The 16531-nt window shown below is 76.4% G+C and carries 16 protein-coding genes; 9 read left to right on the forward strand and 7 right to left on the reverse strand.

The window, feature by feature from the left end; genetic code table 11:
• Positions 1–34: 34 nt before the first annotated feature.
• Positions 35–322, reverse strand: coding sequence for a WhiB family transcriptional regulator (locus tag ACYVQV_RS09655; protein ID WP_461023069.1), 288 nt, complete (start codon positions 320–322; stop codon positions 35–37).
• Positions 323–637: 315 nt separating this feature from the next.
• Here ACYVQV_RS09655 and cofD point away from each other — a divergent pair, with 315 nt between their 5' ends.
• Together cofD and cofE are read left to right on the forward strand one after the other, a co-directional pair.
• Positions 638–1636, forward strand: coding sequence for a 2-phospho-L-lactate transferase (gene cofD, locus ACYVQV_RS09660; protein WP_461023070.1), 999 nt, complete (start codon positions 638–640; stop codon positions 1634–1636).
• Positions 1637–1641: 5 nt separating this feature from the next.
• A complete protein-coding gene (gene cofE / locus ACYVQV_RS09665) occupies positions 1642–2763 on the forward strand; it encodes a coenzyme F420-0:L-glutamate ligase (protein WP_461023071.1) in 1122 nt (373 codons plus the stop codon).
• On the opposite strand, the gene ACYVQV_RS09670 is transcribed toward cofE, so the two are convergent.
• On the reverse strand, positions 2744–3517 hold the full coding sequence (locus ACYVQV_RS09670; protein WP_461023072.1) for a hypothetical protein: 774 nt from the start codon (positions 3515–3517) through the stop codon (positions 2744–2746). The genes cofE and ACYVQV_RS09670 overlap by 20 nt on opposite strands.
• Positions 3518–3587: 70 nt before the next feature.
• Here ACYVQV_RS09670 and galE point away from each other — a divergent pair, with 70 nt between their 5' ends.
• Complete coding sequence (gene galE / locus ACYVQV_RS09675; RefSeq protein WP_461023073.1) at positions 3588–4604, forward strand: UDP-glucose 4-epimerase GalE; 1017 nt, start codon at positions 3588–3590, stop codon at positions 4602–4604.
• Positions 4605–4631: 27 nt separating this feature from the next.
• Here the strand turns inward: galE and ACYVQV_RS09680 are convergent, their stop codons facing one another.
• A complete protein-coding gene (locus ACYVQV_RS09680) occupies positions 4632–5651 on the reverse strand; it encodes a DNA-3-methyladenine glycosylase family protein (RefSeq protein ID WP_461023074.1) in 1020 nt (339 codons plus the stop codon).
• Between the two features lie 181 nt (positions 5652–5832).
• Between ACYVQV_RS09680 and ACYVQV_RS09685 the strand changes: the two genes are divergently transcribed.
• Together ACYVQV_RS09685 and ACYVQV_RS09690 are read left to right on the forward strand one after the other, a co-directional pair.
• Positions 5833–6531 (forward strand): DUF3105 domain-containing protein, encoded by a 699-nt coding sequence (locus ACYVQV_RS09685; protein WP_461023075.1) that lies wholly within the window; start codon positions 5833–5835, stop codon positions 6529–6531.
• A complete protein-coding gene (locus ACYVQV_RS09690) occupies positions 6528–7283 on the forward strand; it encodes a TIGR03089 family protein (protein ID WP_461023076.1) in 756 nt (251 codons plus the stop codon). The genes ACYVQV_RS09685 and ACYVQV_RS09690 overlap by 4 nt, the downstream gene beginning before the upstream one ends.
• A 9-nt stretch (positions 7284–7292) precedes the next feature.
• On the opposite strand, the gene ACYVQV_RS09695 is transcribed toward ACYVQV_RS09690, so the two are convergent.
• Positions 7293–8198 (reverse strand): glycosyltransferase family 2 protein, encoded by a 906-nt coding sequence (locus ACYVQV_RS09695; protein ID WP_461023077.1) that lies wholly within the window; start codon positions 8196–8198, stop codon positions 7293–7295.
• A complete protein-coding gene (locus ACYVQV_RS09700; protein WP_461023078.1) occupies positions 8195–9331 on the reverse strand; it encodes a glycosyltransferase family 4 protein in 1137 nt (378 codons plus the stop codon). The genes ACYVQV_RS09695 and ACYVQV_RS09700 overlap by 4 nt, the downstream gene beginning before the upstream one ends.
• A 284-nt stretch (positions 9332–9615) precedes the next feature.
• On the opposite strand from ACYVQV_RS09700, the gene ACYVQV_RS09705 reads away from it, so the two are divergent.
• The gene (locus ACYVQV_RS09705; protein WP_461023079.1) at positions 9616–10428 is read left to right on the forward strand and encodes a CoA transferase subunit A; all 813 of its coding nucleotides are present in this window, start codon (positions 9616–9618) and stop codon (positions 10426–10428) included.
• Positions 10428–11084: a CoA transferase subunit B gene (locus tag ACYVQV_RS09710; protein WP_461023080.1), complete on the forward strand. Its 657-nt coding sequence runs from the start codon at positions 10428–10430 to the stop codon at positions 11082–11084. Before ACYVQV_RS09705 ends, ACYVQV_RS09710 begins: the two co-directional genes overlap by 1 nt.
• A 95-nt stretch (positions 11085–11179) precedes the next feature.
• On the opposite strand, the gene manA is transcribed toward ACYVQV_RS09710, so the two are convergent.
• Together manA and ACYVQV_RS09720 are read right to left on the reverse strand one after the other, a co-directional pair.
• Positions 11180–12364: a mannose-6-phosphate isomerase, class I gene (gene manA / locus ACYVQV_RS09715; protein WP_461023081.1), complete on the reverse strand. Its 1185-nt coding sequence runs from the start codon at positions 12362–12364 to the stop codon at positions 11180–11182.
• A 43-nt stretch (positions 12365–12407) separates the two neighbouring features.
• Complete coding sequence (locus ACYVQV_RS09720) at positions 12408–14327, reverse strand: hypothetical protein (protein WP_461023082.1); 1920 nt, start codon at positions 14325–14327, stop codon at positions 12408–12410.
• 139 nt (positions 14328–14466) lie between these two features.
• On the opposite strand from ACYVQV_RS09720, the gene ACYVQV_RS09725 reads away from it, so the two are divergent.
• Both ACYVQV_RS09725 and rfbA read left to right on the forward strand, forming a co-directional pair.
• Positions 14467–15573, forward strand: coding sequence for a glycosyltransferase family 4 protein (locus tag ACYVQV_RS09725; protein WP_461023083.1), 1107 nt, complete (start codon positions 14467–14469; stop codon positions 15571–15573).
• Positions 15574–15653: 80 nt separating this feature from the next.
• Entirely contained in the window at positions 15654–16523 is an 870-nt protein-coding gene (rfbA, locus tag ACYVQV_RS09730; protein ID WP_461023084.1) for a glucose-1-phosphate thymidylyltransferase RfbA, read from the forward strand.
• Positions 16524–16531: the final 8 nt, after the last annotated feature.

Genomic DNA, 16531 nt, shown 5'->3' on the forward strand with positions numbered 1-16531 from the left:
GCGGTCGGTCCCCGGGTGCAGGCTCACGCGGCGGTCAGACGGCCTGCTTCTTGAGGCGGCGGCGCTCACGCTCGGACAGGCCGCCCCAGATGCCGAAGCGCTCGTCGTTGGCGAGCGCGTACTCCAGGCACTCGGCCCGGACCTCGCACGACGTGCAGACGCGCTTGGCCTCGCGCGTGGAGCCGCCCTTCTCCGGGAAGAACGCCTCGGGGTCCGTCTGGGCGCACAGCGCCCGTTCCTGCCACCCGAGCTCGCTCTCGTCCTCCCCGACCAGGTCGGGCGCGAGCGACGGAACCACCGACAACGCTGCGAACTCGTTCATCACGACCCCTGTCTCGACCCTGTCCCACCCCGACGCCAGCGTGACGAGTGAGCGACACCCGGTAACCACGCTCGTGGAATTACACGCGTGTCGCAGCGGGCTCGTCAAGCGGAACTCTGGTAACCGACCCCCGTGACTACCGCCGGGGTCACGCCTGTGACACAACATGTGGTGCCACCGCCGGGGCCGCACCCCTACCGACGGTGTTCGTGGCACGCCGTGAGCACATCGCGACCGATTTCTCACGATCCGTGATCGGCGAGCCACTCGGCGTCACCCACACGGCCGTACGCACGATGCGGGAGGATCGCCCCCATGCGCATCACCGCACTCGCCGGCGGAGTGGGCGGCGCCCGCTTCCTGCGCGGCCTGCTCACCCACCTCACCGACCGGCGGCCCGACGGCCGGGGCGGGACGACGGCCGACGTCACCGTGATCGGCAACACCGCCGACGACATCACGCTGCACGGACTGCGCGTCTGCCCCGACCTGGACACGGTGATGTACACCCTCGGCGGCGGGATCCACGAGGAACAGGGGTGGGGGCGCGCCGACGAGACCTTCGGCGTCGCCCGCGAGCTGGCCTCCTACGGCGCCGAGCCCGACTGGTTCACCCTCGGCGACCGGGACGTCGCGACCCACCTGATCCGGACCCGCATGCTCGGGCTCGGCTACACCCTCAGCCAGGTCACGGCCGCGCTGTGCGCCCGCTGGCGACCCGGCGTGACCCTGCTGCCGATGAGCGACGACGCCGTCGAGACGCACGTCGTCGTGGACGACGAGGACGCCGAGGGGGGCCAGCGCGCCATCCACTTCCAGGAGTGGTGGGTCCGCTTGCACGCCCAGGTGCCCGCGCGCCGCATCGTCGCCGTCGGCGGCGCCGAGGCCCGCCCCGCACCCGGGGTGCTCGAGGCGATCCGCGACGCCGACGTCGTCCTGCTGCCGCCGAGCAACCCGGTCGTGTCGATCGGGACGATCCTCGGCGTCCCCGGGGTCCGGGACGCACTGCGCGGGACCCGCGCGCCGGTCGTCGGCGTCTCCCCCGTCATCGGCGGTGCGCCCGTGCGCGGGATGGCCGACGCCTGCCTGCGCGCCCTGGACGTCGAGACGAGCGCCGAGGCGGTCGCGGGCCTGTACGCCGACTTCCTCGACGGGTGGCTGGTCGACGACTCGGACGCCCACCTCGCCGGCCGCCCCGTCCGCGGCGGCACGGTGTCCGTCGTCGCCGGACCGCTGCTGATGACCGACGTCACGGCCGCCGCCGAGATCGCCGCCCGCGCGCTCGACCTCGCCCACCACCTGGGCCAGCGGTGACCCGGGTGGTGGACCACGCGGGCGACCCCGCGGCAGGCCCGGCCCAGCAGGAGGCGCCCGCGCCACGGCTCGAGGCGATCGCCGTCCCCGGGCTGCCCGAGGTCCGGCCCGGCACCGACCTGGCCGCCGAGGTCGTGCGGGCGTGCGGCGCCGAGGGAGTGCGACTGGGAGCCGGCGACGTGGTCGTGGTGGCCAGCAAGGTCGTCGCCAAGGCCGAGGGGCGCTGCGTCGCGGCGGAGCGGCGCGAGCAGGTGCTGACCGAGCAGACCGTCCGCGTGGTGGCCCAGCGCCGGCTGCCGGACGGCCGGGTCACCAGGGTCGTGCAGTCGCGCAGCGGGCCGGTCCTGGCCGCCGCGGGCATCGACGCCTCGGACGTCCCCGAGGGCACCGTGCTGCTGCTGCCGGCCGACCCCGACGCGTCCGCCCGGGCCCTGCGCGCCGGCCTGCGGGCGCTCACGGGCACGGCTCCGGCGGTCGTGGTCTCGGACACGGCCGGGCGGCCCTGGCGCCACGGGGTCACCGACTTCGCGCTGGGCGCCGCCGGGCTGACCTGCCTGGACGACGTCCGCGGCGCGCAGGACCGCTTCGGCCGACCGCTCGAGGTCACCGTCCGCGCCGTCGCCGACGAGGTCGCGGCGCTCGCGGACCTCGTCAAGGGCAAGGCCCGTGGCCTCCCGGTCGCGGTGGTCCGCGGCCTGGAGCGCCTGGTCGTCGACGACGACGGGCCCGGTGCCGGCGCGTGCGTGCGGGTGGGCCCGGGCGACTGGTTCGCCCACGGGTCGGTCGAGGCGGTCCGCCACGCGCTGGGCGTGGACGAGGCGGACCCGCCACCCCTGGACCGCGACGGCGAGCCCGCCGCCGGCCGCGTCAGGCGGCTGGTGGCGCTGGCCACCGCGCCCCGGTCCGGCCTCGGCGCCCGCGACGTCACCACCGACCTCGACGTCCTCGCTGTCACGGTCGAGGTCGACGAGGACGGCGCGGGTCGGGTGCTGCTCTGCGGTCCCCCGGTCCTGTGCGGGTCGGCCGCCGAGCGCGTGACCGCGGCGCTGCGCTCGGAGGGGGTCGACGCCGTGGCGGACCTGCGCGCCGAGCCGGTGCAGGTCTCGGTCAGCGCGTGGAGCGGCTGACACCGACGTCGGCACCCGGCCGGGGGGCCGGGTGGACGCGCGGGTCCAGCGACAGCCCCACCCCCACCGGCTGCGACGCGAGGCGCCAGCCCAGCACCGGGGAGGCCAGCAGCGCCACCGCGCCCCAGGCCTCGAGCAGCTCCTCGAGGTAGGTCACCGCGGCGTACAGCGGGCCCTGGCCCCCGTCGTCGAGGACCGCGAACGCCAGCACCTCCAGACCCAGCGCCGCCCCCAGGAAGGTGCCCAGCCCCGCGACGAGCAGCCACCGCGAACGTCCCCGCAGCAGCCGGGCCACCCGCCAGACCGCCGCGACCACCAGCACCGCGGCGAGCGCTCCCGGGACCACCCACGCCGCCCGCAGCCACCCCTCGCCCGCGCCGAGCTCGCGACCGACCGGGTCGAGGCGCTCGTGCAGCGAGGCCAGGTCGTCCAGCGACAGGGCGGCCAGGACGACCGCCAGGACCCACCACGGCCCGGCCCGCAGTCCTGCGGCTCGACGCAGCGACGCCGTCACCGCGTGCGCCGTGGCGGCCAGCAGCAGCAGCGCCACGTTGAACCACGTCCACAGGTTCGCCTCGCCGGCCGGGTCCAGCAGCGCGCGCAGGGTGGAGTCGGGGTCCTCCAGGCCCGGCGCGAACGGCAGGTTCGGCACCGCGGCCCCGGCGGCCAGCAGCAGCAGCGCCAGCGCCGCGGGGACCGCGACCACGCGGCGCTGACCAGGTCGGGGCCCGGAGTCCTGACCGGTCGCTCTCACCGGGCCAGGCTACGGCCAGCCCCCGGGCGCTCCGGCACCGTCCACGACCAGGCGTCGCTAGGCTCGGCGCGTGCGGATCCTCGTCACCGGCGGTGCCGGGTACATCGGCAGCCACACCGCGCTCCGCCTGCTCGAGGCCGGCCACGACGTCACCGTCGTGGACAACCTGGCCAACTCCAGCCGCAGGGCGCTCGAGCGGGTGCAGGAGCTCACCGGCCGGGCCGTCCCCCTGCACGCGGTCGACCTGCTGGACGAGGACGCCCTGGACCGCGCGGTCGCGGACAGCGCACCGGAGGCGGTCGTCCACTTCGCGGCCCTGAAGGCCGTCGGCGAGTCCGTGGCCGAGCCGCTGCGCTACTACCGCAACAACGTGTCCGGCTCGCTGGCGCTGCTGCAGTGCCTGCAGCGGCACGGCTGCCGGCGCGTCGTCTTCTCCTCCTCCGCGACGGTGTACGGAGACCCCGACCGGGTCCCCGTCGACGAGGACGCGCCGCTGCGCCCGACGAACCCCTACGGCTGGACCAAGCTCGTCGTGGAGCAGGCCCTGCGTGACCTGGCGGCTTCCGACCCTTCCTGGTCCGTGGCCCTGCTGCGCTACTTCAACCCGGTCGGCGCCCACCCCTCCGGCCGGATCGGCGAGGACCCCCGAGGGACGCCGAACAACCTGCTGCCCTTCGTCGCCCAGGTCGCGGTCGGCCGCCGGGAGCGTCTCGTCGTCCACGGCGACGACTACCCGACGCCCGACGGCACCGGGGTCCGCGACTACATCCACGTGCTCGACCTCGCCGACGGCCACCTCGCCGCGCTGGAGCGGCTGGCCGACCGCACCGGCTGCCACACGTGGAACCTCGGGACCGGCCGCGGGCACAGCGTCCTGGAGGTGGTGCACGCCTTCGAGCGGGCCAGCGGGCGCCAGGTGCCCTACGAGGTCCGCGGACGGCGCGCCGGCGACGCCGCCGTCAGCTTCGCCGACCCGCGACGCGCGGCCAGGGACCTCGGCTGGCGCGCCCGGCGCGACCTCGACGCCATGTGCGCGGACGCGTGGCGGTGGCAGGAGCAGAACCCCCGCGGCTACGAGCAGGACTGAGAGCGGCTGGCCTCGGCGCCCGCCGCCTCAGCGCCTGCGGCCCCGTGGCGGCGGGGCGGGCGGCCGGGCCGGCAGGTGCGTCGGCAGGGTCATCCGCGGCGCGCGCCGGGGCCGGACCTCACCGGCCAGCTCGAGCAGGCGCTGGACCCGGTACCGGTGACCGCGGTACGGCTCGATCACCTCGGCGCACCCGTCGTCGTCCAGGACCTCACCGGTCAGGGCCCAGGAGACGTTGCGCGACACGTGGTAGTCGGCCCAGGAGAACGCGTCCGCGTCGCCGTGGGCGCGCTGGCGCACCTCGGCCGCCGTCCACACCCCGACGCCCGGCAGCGAGCGCAGCGCGGCCTCGACCCGCTGCGGCGGCAGGTCGAGCGTGCGCTCCAGGGCGCGTGCCCGCCCGGCCGCGTGCCGCACGACACGAGAGCGCCGCTCCTCCACCCCGGCCCGCAGCCACTCCCAGGACGGCACGTCGGCCCAGGCGCGCGGGGTCGGGGGCACGACCATGCCGCGCGCCGCAGCCGCCTCGTGACCGTCGGCCACCACCACCGCGGAGCCGTGGCGGCGGACCAGCAGCCGGAAGGCGCGGCGGGCCTCCAGACCGGTGACCACCTGCTCCACGGCGGCGGGCACGAGGGCCTCGAGCACGGCCCGGCTGCGCGGCACGCGCCACGCCGGCCGGGCGCGCCAGGCGGCGACGAGGCGCCCGTGCTGCGGCAGCGGGCGGAACCCGGCCGGGTCGTCCGTCGCGCCGAGCAGGTCGGGGACGCCGTCCAGCGCCCACTGCGCACCCGGTCCCCACGCACTGGCGGCGACCTCACCGAGGGCCGGACGGGGACGCAACCGCAGCAGGTAGCCGCCCTCGGGCGCGTGCCCGGTCCGCCAGTGCGTCCCGTCCGCCTCGCGTCGGAAGGTCGGGTCCCCGGACCCGCGGCGCAGCGCCGCGAGAGTCGCGGTGACGTCGACCGGGTGGCCCGGCACCCACCGGCGGTGCCCGCTGCGCCGGCCGTCGCCGTCCCGGCCGCCGACCGGGTGCACCGCGTCCTCCACGAGACCAGTGTCGGGTACCGCGGCGCGAGCACGTCCCGCGAGGGCGCTCGAGCGCCCGGGGGCCGTCCCGCGACGCCGCGGGCGCGGTGACCGAGGGCCGCCCCTCCTCCGTACACTGGCGCGGGCCGCAACCGCGGACCGCCGGCGCGCGCCGGCCACCACCGACCAGGAGCGAGCCGCAGTGGGCAAGAAGGCCGAGGCCAAGGACCGGCAGGCGAAGATGGAGGAGATGCGCCGCCGGCAGCAGGCGGAGGACCGGCGACGGCTCCTGCTGGTGATGGGCGCGGCGGTCCTCGCCGTCGTCGTCCTCGTCGGCGTCGTCGTCGTGGTCGTGCGCAACGAGCTGTCGAACCGGCCGCCGTCCGACCTGGCCGCCTACGGGGTCCCCGCCGCCGACGCCGACTGCGACGACGTCGAGCTCGACCCGGCCGAGGGCGTCAACGACCACCAGCCCGTCGGGACGGCGATCGAGTACGAGACCGTGCCGCCGTCGGCCGGGCCGCACTGGCCGTCGCCCGAGTTCCCGGCGAACGCGTTCTACACCGACGACGACCGCCCGGCGATGGAGAACCTCGTCCACAACCTCGAGCACGGCTACACGATCGTCTGGTACGGCGACGACCTCCCGCAGGAGCAGGTCGACGCGCTGTCCGACCTCGCGGACGTCGCCCGCGACGACGAGCGCACCGGCGGCAAGTTCATCGTCGCCGCCTGGGACGAGGAGCGCGGCGCCCTGCCCGAGGGCAAGCCGCTCGCCATGTCGCACTGGGGTGTCGACAACGGGTACCGGCAGTACTGCGGCCAGCTCTCCGGCGAGGTCGTCGACGACTTCGTCGAGGCCTACCCCTACACCGACTCCCCGGAGCCGAACGCGCAGTGACACCGGCCGCGCCCGCCCCCGCCGTCGCGGCGGCCACGTCGGTCGCCGCGCTCGTCGACGCCCTCGTGACCGCCGACCCGGGCCGACCCCGCGTGACGTGGTACGGCCCGGGCGGGGAGCGGGTCGAGCTCAGCTCGCGCGTGCTCGCGAACTGGGTGGCCAAGACCGGCAACCTGCTGGTGGAGGAGTGCGGCGTCGAGCCAGGCGACGTCGTCCGCGTCGACCTGCCGATGCACTGGCGGGCGGTGGCGTGCGCGCTGGGCGCCTGGGCCGTCGGCGCGTCCGTGCAGGCCCCTGGCGCGGGCCCGGCCGCCGCGGACGGCCAGCCCGCCGGTGCACGTCCCGCCGCCCTCGTCACCGACCGGCCGGCCTCCGCCCCGACCTCCGCGCCGTCCTCGGCCCCGACCGGCGTCCCGGTCGTCGCCGTCGCGCTGCCGGCGCTCGCGCGCGGGCTGCCGGCCGGGACGACCGGCTGGGACGTCGACTACGCCGCCGAGGTCGCCGGGTTCGCCGACGTCCTGCTGTCCGCCGAGCCGGACGCCGACGACACGCTGACCCGGGCCAGGGCCGAGGCGTCGGCAGCCGGGTGGCCCCCGGGGGCGCGCGTCCTGGTCGGACCCGCCGCCTGGCAGGGGCCGCGCACGGCCCTGGCCGCGCTCGCCGTGGACGGCTCCGTCGTCCTGGTCGGTGACGACCGGGCCGACGTGGACGCGCTCGCGAGGACCGAGCAGGTGGACGTCCGGGCCGGCTGACCCCCGCCCTCAGGACCCGCCGCGCCGCACCCGGGTGGGCCGCGCACCCGAGCCGATCCCCGACACCACCGTCGACAGCGCCCACCGGGCGCCCAGCCCCGCGCGCAGCACCCACCGCACCGGCGCCTGCCACCAGCGCGGGTACTGGCGCGTCATGTAGCGGATCGCGCTCGCGTGGTGGGCCTTGACCATGATCTGCGGCTGGTCGCGCCACGAGTGCCCGCCGACGTGCACCACCTCCGCCGACGGCACGTACACCACCTGCCAGCCGGCGCGGCCGAGCCGGTCGCACAGGTCGACGTCCTCGAAGAACATGAAGTACGACGGGTCGAAGCCGCCGACCTGCTCGAACGCGTCACGGCGGAGCAGCAGGCAGGAGCCCGAGAGCCAACCGCACTCCCCCTCGCGCGGCTCCCCGTGCTCCTGCCGGTAGGCGCGGGTCCAGGGGTTCGTGGGCCAGAACCAGCCGAACAGGGCGTGCCCCACGCCGCGGCCCAGAGACGGCAGGGCCCGCGCGGAGGGGTACAGGTGCCCGTCCGTGGTGACGATGCCCGGGCCCAGGACACCCGCCCCGGGCCAGCGTCCGGCGGCGTCCAGCAACGCGTCGAGGGAGCCGTCGCGCCACACGATGTCGGGGTTGGCGACCACCACCCACTCCGACCGGGCACCGGCGACGCCGACGTTGGCCGCGGAGCCGTACCCCAGGTTCCCGCCGGTGCGCACGACCGTCGCCCGACCCTGCTCCTGCGCCCGTTCCGGGGCACCGTCCGTGGACCCGTTGTCGGCGAGCACCACCTCGACCTCGCGGCCGGTCGCCACCTCGAGGCTGTCGAGGAACTCCTCGAGCGAGTCCCCCGGGGAGTAGGTGACGCTGACGACGCGCAGCGGGGCTCCCTCCTGCTCCTGCCGCGTCACCCGGCCACCTCGCCGAGGACCCGCAGGTGGGCGCGGGCCGACGCCTCCCAGGTGAACCGCTGCGCCCGGGCGAGGGCGTCGCGCCCGAGCGCGTCCCGGCGCCGTGCGGCCTCCCGCGGGTCGTCCCCGGCCAGCAGCCCGCGCAGCGCCGCGGCGAGCGACTGCGGGTCCGGCTCGCTGTACGCGACGGCCTCACCCCCGACCTCGGGCAGGGCGAGCCGACGCGTCGTCAGCACCGCGGCACCGCACGCCATGGCCTCCAGCACGGGCAGCCCGAAGCCCTCGCCGAGAGACGGGTAGGCCACCAGGGCCGCGCCGCCCAGCAGGCGCGGCAGGTCCTCCAGGGGCAGGTAGCCCGTGCGGACCACCCGCAGGTGCGACGGCACGGCCGCGAGCTCGTCGTCCAGGGCGCGGTCCCACCCCGCGGCGCCGGCCAGGACGAGGGGCGGCGGGTGGGGGTCCTCGGCGAAGGCCAGGGACCAGCCGCGGACCAGGCCGACGAGGTTCTTGCGGGGCTCGAGCGTGCCCAGGAAGGCCAGCCAGCCGCCGGCCGGCAGGTCCCAGCGGGCCGCGAAGTCGGCGACCTCGTCAGGCGACGGCGGCCGGAACGTCTCCAGGTCCACGCCGTGCGGCACCACCTCGATCCGCGCCGGGTCGGCGCCGGTCCACCGCACGACCTCCGACCGGGTGGCCGCGGACGGGACCACGCAGCGCCGGGCGACCCGCACGGCGGCCCGGGTGGCTGCGCGGAAGAAGCGGGCCTTCGTCGGCAGGTGCACCCCGGGGTCGCTGAAGAACGTCGCGTCGTGCAGCGTGACCACCTTCGGCAGCGGTGCGGCCGGGGCGGTGGTGTAGTGCGGGCTCCACAGCACGTCCGCGCCCGACCGCCGGGCGAGCAGCGGGAGACCGGTCTGCTCCCAGGCCATCCGGACCGGTCGCCGCTCCACCGGCTGGGGCAGCGGGTGGAGCCGCGCGCCCGGGGCCAGCCGCGACAGCACCTCCACGTCCCGGCGCTGGCAGGCCACGACGAGCTCGGCGCCGAGGCGGTCCATGCCGGCGAGCACCTCGTCCAGGTAGCGCCCCACGCCGCCGCGGTCCGGGGGCACCGCCGTGCCGTCGACCAGCACCCTCACGGCAGGACCCTCATGACGCGTCCACCCGGTCACCGGGGTCGGGCATCGGCGGGGCCTCCTGGATCGTCCTGGCCGCGCGGCGGTCACCGGCGACGGCCACCAGACTAGGCCCGCCGCCGGGGAGCCGGGGCGACCCCCGCGGGGTGGCGGCACCCCACGCCCGGGCGCCTGATGACGTGCCGCGGGCACACCGGTCGACGTCACGGCGGGCGGTAGGGTCCGGTCCGTGCCCGGCGCCGACGGCGGCCGGGTGGACGTGACGTCGACAGACGAGGACTGACGCGATGGACAAGGTGGTCCGCAGCGCGGCCGAGGCCGTCGCCGACATCGGGGACGGCGCGTCCCTGGCGGTCGGCGGGTTCGGCCTGTGCGGTGTGCCGAGCGTGCTCATCCAGGCCCTGCTGGACCAGGGCACCCGGGACCTGGAGGCGGTGTCGAACAACTGCGGCGTCGACGACTGGGGCCTGGGCCTGCTGCTGCGCGAGCACCGGATCCGGCGGATGGTCTCGTCCTACGTCGGGGAGAACAAGGAGTTCGCCCGCCAGTACCTGTCCGGTGAGCTGGAGGTCGAGCTCACCCCGCAGGGCACGCTCGCCGAGCGGCTGCGCGCCGGCGGCTCCGGCATCCCGGCCTTCTACACGATCACCGGGGCGGGCACGCAGGTCGCCGAGGGCGGGCTGCCGTGGCGCTACGACGCGCAGGGCGACGTCGTCGTCGCCTCCCCCGCGAAGGAGACCCACGACTTCGACGTCGACGGGGAGGTCCGCACCTTCGTCCTGGAGCGGGCGATCGTCACCGACTTCGGCCTGGTCCGCGCCTGGCGCGGCGACCGGCACGGCAACCTCGTGTTCCGCGACTCGGCCCGCAACTTCAACCCGCTGTGCGCGATGGCCGGCCGGGTGACGGTCGCGGAGGTCGAGGAGCTCGTCGAGCCGGGCGATATCGACCCGAACCACGTGCACGTGCCCGGGGTGTACGTGCACCGGGTGGTCCCGCTGACCGCGGAGCAGGCGGCGGACAAGAGGATCGAGAAGCGGACGACGCGTCCCCGGCCCGACGCGGCCGCCGCGGGCGCCGGCGAGGAGGTGGGCTCCTGATGGCCCTGACCCGTGAGCAGATGGCGGCACGCGCCGCGGCCGAGCTGGGCGACGGCTCCTACGTCAACCTGGGCATCGGCCTGCCGACGCTCGTGCCCAACTACGTGCCCGACGCCGTCGAGATCGTGCTGCAGTCCGAGAACGGGATCCTGGGCGTGGGCGCCTACCCGTTCGAGGGCGAGGAGGACGCCGACCTGATCAACGCCGGCAAGGAGACCGTCACCCTGCGGCGGGGCGCCTCGTTCTTCGACTCCGCCACGAGCTTCGGCATGATCCGCGGCGGCAAGGTGGACGCCGCGATCCTCGGCGCCATGCAGGTCTCCGAGCGCGGTGACATCGCCAACTGGATGATCCCCGGCAAGATGGTCAAGGGCATGGGCGGGGCGATGGACCTCGTCCACGGCGCGAAGAAGGTCATCGTGCTGATGGAGCACGTCGCCAAGGACGGCTCGTACAAGATCGTGCGGGAGTGCTCGCTGCCCTACACCGGTCGCGGCGTGGTCCAGCGGATCATCACCGACCTCGCGGTCATCGACGTCACCCCCGACGGGCTGCTCCTCGTCGAGACGGCGCCGGGTGTGGACGTCGACGAGGTCCGGGAACGGACCGAGCCCGAGCTGCAGGTCGCCGACCACCTGCGGACGGTGCCCGCCTGATCCGGTAACCCGCCTGACCCGGTAACCCGCCTGACCCGGTAACCCGCCTGACCCGGTAGCCCGCTGAGCCGGCTCGACCTCCCGACCGGGCCGGCTCAGCCGTCCTGGCGCACCGCGGCGACGACGACGTCCGCGCGCCCGTCCACGGTCAGCGGTCCCTCCCCGGCGGGCACGAGGACGGCGGCACCCCGGGCGAGCGCGCAGGAGCCGCCGTCCGTGCGCAGCACCGCCTCGCCGTCGAGGCACAGGACCACCCGCGGCCCTGCGTCGGGGACGGCCACCGGCGTACCGGTCGGGCGCACCCGCGTCAGCTGGAAGTCCGGGACCGCCGGCCGCCACGTCCGCCGGGCGCCCGCGACCGACGGGGCGACGAGGGGCAGGTCGCCGGGGGTGAAGTCCACCACGCGCAGCAGCTCCGTCACGTCCACGTGCTTGCCGGTCAGACCGCCGCGCAACACGTTGTCCGAGCAGGCCATCAGCTCGACCCCGGTGCCGTGCAGGTACGAGTGCAGGTTGCCGGCGACCAGCTGCAGCACCTCACCCGGCCGCAGGGTCGCGCGGTTGAGCAGCAGGGCGACCAGGACACCGGGGTCACCCGGGTGGGCCCGTGCCAGCTCGACCACGGTGCCGTCGACCTGGGAGTACGCCGAGCCCGCCGCGAGCCGCCGCGCGCAGGCCGCCGCCACGCCGTCGACGACCCGTCGGTCCGTGCCCGTCAGCGCCTCCTCGACCAGCGCGCGCAGGGTCGCGGGCGAGGGGTCGCCCAGCAGGCGGTCGCGCCACCGGTCGGTGAGGGGCTCGTCCACGCCGGCCAGCACGCCGGCCGTGGCGGCCGGGTCGCGGAACCCCGCCAGCACCTCGAAGTCCGTCAGGGCCAGCAGCATCTCCGGCTTGTGGTGGGGGTCCCGGTAGCAGCGGTCGGGGGCGTCCTGCGGGACGCCCCGCGCGTCCTCGGCCGCGTACCCGGCTCGGGCCTGCTCCGCGTCCGGGTGCACCTGCAGCGAGAGCGGTCGGTCGGCCGCCAGGACCTTCAGCAGGAACGGCAGCCGGTCGGCGAACCGGTCGGCCGCCTCCCCGAGCAGCTGCTCCGGCGCCCGCGCCACCAGGTCGTCCAGGCGGACGGTCTCACCGTCGACGACCGCGGTCGACGGGGAGTCCGGGTGCGCCCCCACCCACAGCTCCGCCTGCGGCCGGCCGTCGGCCGACGTCCCCAGGAGCTCGGGCAGCGCCGTCGCCGACCCCCAGGGGTAGTGCCGCACCGGGTTGGTCAGCTCGAGCACCGGGGGAGGCTACAGAGCACGGCCGGTGGGCGCCAGGGTCGTCTCAGCCGCCTGCGGCCGGTGCGGCACCAGCACCCCTCTCCGTGCCGTCCGGGCACCACAGCACGTACGACAGCACGACGCTGCCGGTGTGCAGCGGCCGCCGCACCGAGCCCGCGTCCCTGCACCCCTGCGGGGGGACACCGCCGTTGCGCGCCCTGGCCACCAGCCACCAGCCGGACCCGGGGCCGGCTGCGGTCCTCGCCTCCGGCTGCACGTCGCTCCCCCGCTCCGCGGCGAAGACCCCGGCCACCGACGGGTAGGAGGCGCAGTCGCCGACGTGGAACGGCGCACCGGCGGAGTCCGCCGGGGGCAGGTACGGGGCGCAGTACAGCGGACCCTCGGCCGGGACGCGGGTCAGGGCCTCGCGTCCGCTCAGCCACCACGAGTCCGTCTCCCAGCGGCCGTCGACCCCTCCGACGGCCGCCACCGGGCTGACCCACGCGTAGGCGTAGGGGAACAACCGCACCTGGTCCACGACCGGCACCGTCACGGCCACGACGAGGCCTGCCGCCACCCCCCAGCGCGCACCGCGGCCGCGCGAGGACGCCCACCGGACGGCCGCGTGCGCCCCGACCGCGGCCAGCACCGCCAGACCCGGCAGCACGTACAGGTGCTGGCGCAGCTGGTCGTACAGCACCGCCCCCGTCACCACCGCGACCGACGGGAGGGCGAGGACCTGGCAGAGCACCAGCAGCACGGCCGCCGGCCGCGGCGCCGCCAGGGCACGCAGGCCGTGCGCGGCGACGGCCGCGGGACGACCGGCGGTCCGGCCGCCCCGGACCCGTGCCGCCACCGCCGCGCCGGTCGCCGCCGCCGCTAACCCCGCCAGGACCAGGTGCAGCAGCGGGACGCTGGCGAGCGTCCAGGCCGGCAGGTACCACCACGGGGGTGTGCGCGGCAGCGCCACACCGGCGGTCAGCGTCGTGCCCTCCCAGGCGTAGTCGAGCGACCCCCGCACGGAACCCACCAGCCAGGCCACCGGGTTCGACGCCACCCCGGGGTGCAGGACCAGCACCATCACCGTCCCGGCGACGACCGCGACCAGCGACGGCGGACCGACGGTGCGCAGCCACGCCTGCACCGCCGCCCGTCCGCGCGGGGCGGTCCGGCCGGTCGGTGGCGCGGCGTCGGCGTCGTCCGGCGCGTCCTGCCCCGCAGGCAGGGTCCGGAGCGCGACCAGGGCCACGGCGAGCGCCGCGGACAGCGCGAACGGCGCCCACATGGCGGTGCGGGTGCCGACGCCGAGGAAGGTCCCCGCACCGAGCAGGCCGGCGACCAGCAGCACCGTGCGTCGAGGGGGACGCGTCCGTGTCGTGACCGCCACGCAGCAGCCGGCCGTGACGAGCGTGTAGCCCACGGCGACCGGCACGTCCTTCGGGTTCATGGTGCTGTACCCGGACCAGACCGGGACGGCGAGCAGGGCCCCGGCCCCCCACAGACCGGTCCAGCGCGCCGCGGTGACCCGGTGCGTCGTGAGCCCCACCGCCACGGCGGCCAGCAGCCCCAGCAGCGCCACCACCACGTGCCGGACGGCGTACGCCTCGGCGGAGGTGGAGACCACCTGCAGCGTGCCGTGCCCCAGCAGCACGTTGAGCGCCTGCGCGAGGGCGCTGTAGGCGGGACCGTAGACGTCCGGCGAGGCCACGGGGTGGTCCGGCAACGGCGCGCCGCCGGCCATGTACGGGGACGGCACGTACCAGCCGGTGCGCAGCAGCTGCTGCAGGCGGTCGACGTGGGTGGGCTCGTCGACCCCCACCCCGGTCCGGACGGCGCCCAGCAGGAGCAGCACCGAGGACACCACGAGCGCCAGCACCGCGGCGCCGGTCCCCAGCAGCGGCCCGGGGCGCTCGCGAACGAGAACGCGCAGGCCGGGGACGCCGGACCGGGTGACCTGGTCCGAGCGGTCCGGGGCGCGCGTCACCCCACGATCCTCCCCCACCGCCCCCGGGCGCGGGCCGTACCCCCGGGCCCGCCCGGTGGCCGCCCCGTCACCGGTAGCCTGCGCGCGTGCCCTGCGACGCGAACCTGCCGGCACGGCCGTCCGACGTGAGGCCACCGGCGTGAGCCTGCGCGTCGCCGTCACCGTCGAGCAGTCCTGGCACCCCGTGCCGGGGGGCACCGCGACGTCCGTGGTGCAGCTGCTGGAGGCGATGACCGCCCGCGACGACGTGCAGGTGGTCGGCGTCGCGGCCAGGCACCGCCGGCCGGCGCCGCCGGAGTTCGCCCCGCCCGTCCCCGTCCGCCACCTGCCGCTGCCGCGCCGGCTGCTGTACCCCACCTGGAACGGCCTGCGCCGCGGCGCCGTGCAGCGCGCGACCGGGCCGGTGGACGTCGTCCACGCGACGACGTTCGCCGTCCCCCCGCGGGCCGGTGCCCCGCTGGTGCTGACGGTGCACGACCTGGCCTTCCTGCACGCCCCCGAGCACTTCACCGCGCACGGCGTCCGCTTCTTCCGCCGCGGCCTGGAGGTCGCGCGCCGGGACGCCGACCTCGTCGTGGTCCCCTCGCGGCAGACCCTGGACGACTGCCTGGCGGCGGGCCTGCCGGCGGAACGGCTCCGGCTCGTCCCGCACGGCGTGCGCACGCTCCCGGTCGCGCCGGCGCGGGTCCGCGAGGTCCTGGACCGCCATGGCCTGCGCCGCCCCTACCTGCTGTGGTGCGGGACCCACGAGCCGCGCAAGAACCTCGCCACCCTGCTGCGCGCGTACGCGCTGGTGGCCGGGACGGTCGACGTGGACCTGGTGCTCGTCGGGCCGCAGGGGTGGGGCCCGTCGGCCCCCGACGTCGACGTGCCCGCGGACCGGGTGCACGCGGTCGGGTTCGTCCCCGACGACGAGCTGCACGCCCTGTACGCCGGCGCCCGGGCCTTCTGCTACCCGTCCCTGCGGGAGGGGTTCGGGATGCCCGTGCTCGAGGCGCTGTCCCACGGCCTGCCGGTCGTGACGAGCACCGGCACGCCGATGGAGGACCTGCTGGACGGCGGCGGGCTCGCCGTCCCGCCGCTGGACGTCACCGCCGTCGCGGACGCCCTCGAGCACGTGCTCGGACCGGCGCGCGACGAGCTGTCCGCGCTCGCGCTGCGTGCTGCCCGGGGCCGGTCGTGGGACGTCGCCGCGGACCGCACCGTGGACGTGTACCGCGAGGCCGTCGCCGCGCGCCGGACCTGACCTCGGCCGTCCCGGCGACCGCGGCGCGGCGCCCGTGACGGGCCGCGGGCCGGCGCGGGCGGTGGTGCACACTGGCCCGCATGCGCGGAATCATCCTGGCCGGCGGATCCGGTACCCGACTCCACCCGATCACGCAGGGCGTGAGCAAGCAGCTCGTCCCGGTGTACGACAAGCCGATGGTGTACTACCCGTTGTCGACCCTGATGCTGGCGGGCATCAAGGACGTTCTGGTGATCACCACCCCGCACGACGCGGAGCAGTTCCAGCGGCTGCTGGGCGACGGCTCGCAGCTCGGGATCTCGATCACGTACGCCCAGCAGCCGCGACCCGAGGGCCTGGCGCAGGCCTTCGTCATCGGCGCGGACTTCGTGGGTGACGAGCCGGTCGCGCTGGTGCTGGGCGACAACATCTTCTACGGCCCGACGCTGGGCAGCCAGCTGCAGCGCTTCTCCGACGTGGACGGCGGCGCCGTCTTCGCCTACTGGGTCGCCGACGCCACCGCCTACGGCGTGGTCGAGTTCGACGACCAGGGCCGCGCGCTGTCGCTGGAGGAGAAGCCGGCGGCGCCCCGGAGCAACTACGCGGTCCCCGGCCTGTACTTCTACAGCAACGACGTGGTCGACATCGCCCGCGAGCTCAAGCCGTCCGCGCGCGGGGAGCTCGAGATCACCGACGTCAACCGGATCTACCTCGACCAGGGCCGGCTGTCCGTGCAGGTCCTTCCCCGCGGGACGGCCTGGCTGGACACGGGGACGTTCGACTCGCTGCTCGACGCCGGCAACTACGTGCACACGCTGGAGGCACGGCAGGGTCTCAAGATCGGCTGCCCGGAGGAGATCGCCTGGCGGCAGGGCTGGCTGGACGACGCGGCGCTGCGCGAGCGCGCCGAACGACTCGCCAAGAGCGGGTACGGCGCCTACCTGCTGGAGGTCCTGGCCCGCGGGCACTGAGCGCGGGG

It is taken from the genome of Thalassiella azotivora (assembly GCF_054781695.1).

Coding starts and splice junctions, on each gene's coding strand:
- cofD (WP_461023070.1), top strand. CDS start 638: ATGCGCATCACCGCACTCGCCGGCGGAGTGGGCGGCGCCCGCTTCCTG.
- ACYVQV_RS09705 (WP_461023079.1), top strand. CDS start 9,616: ATGGACAAGGTGGTCCGCAGCGCGGCCGAGGCCGTCGCCGACATCGGG.
- ACYVQV_RS09655 (WP_461023069.1), bottom strand. CDS start 322: ATGAACGAGTTCGCAGCGTTGTCGGTGGTTCCGTCGCTCGCGCCCGAC.
- ACYVQV_RS09710 (WP_461023080.1), top strand. CDS start 10,428: ATGGCCCTGACCCGTGAGCAGATGGCGGCACGCGCCGCGGCCGAGCTG.
- rfbA (WP_461023084.1), top strand. CDS start 15,654: ATGCGCGGAATCATCCTGGCCGGCGGATCCGGTACCCGACTCCACCCG.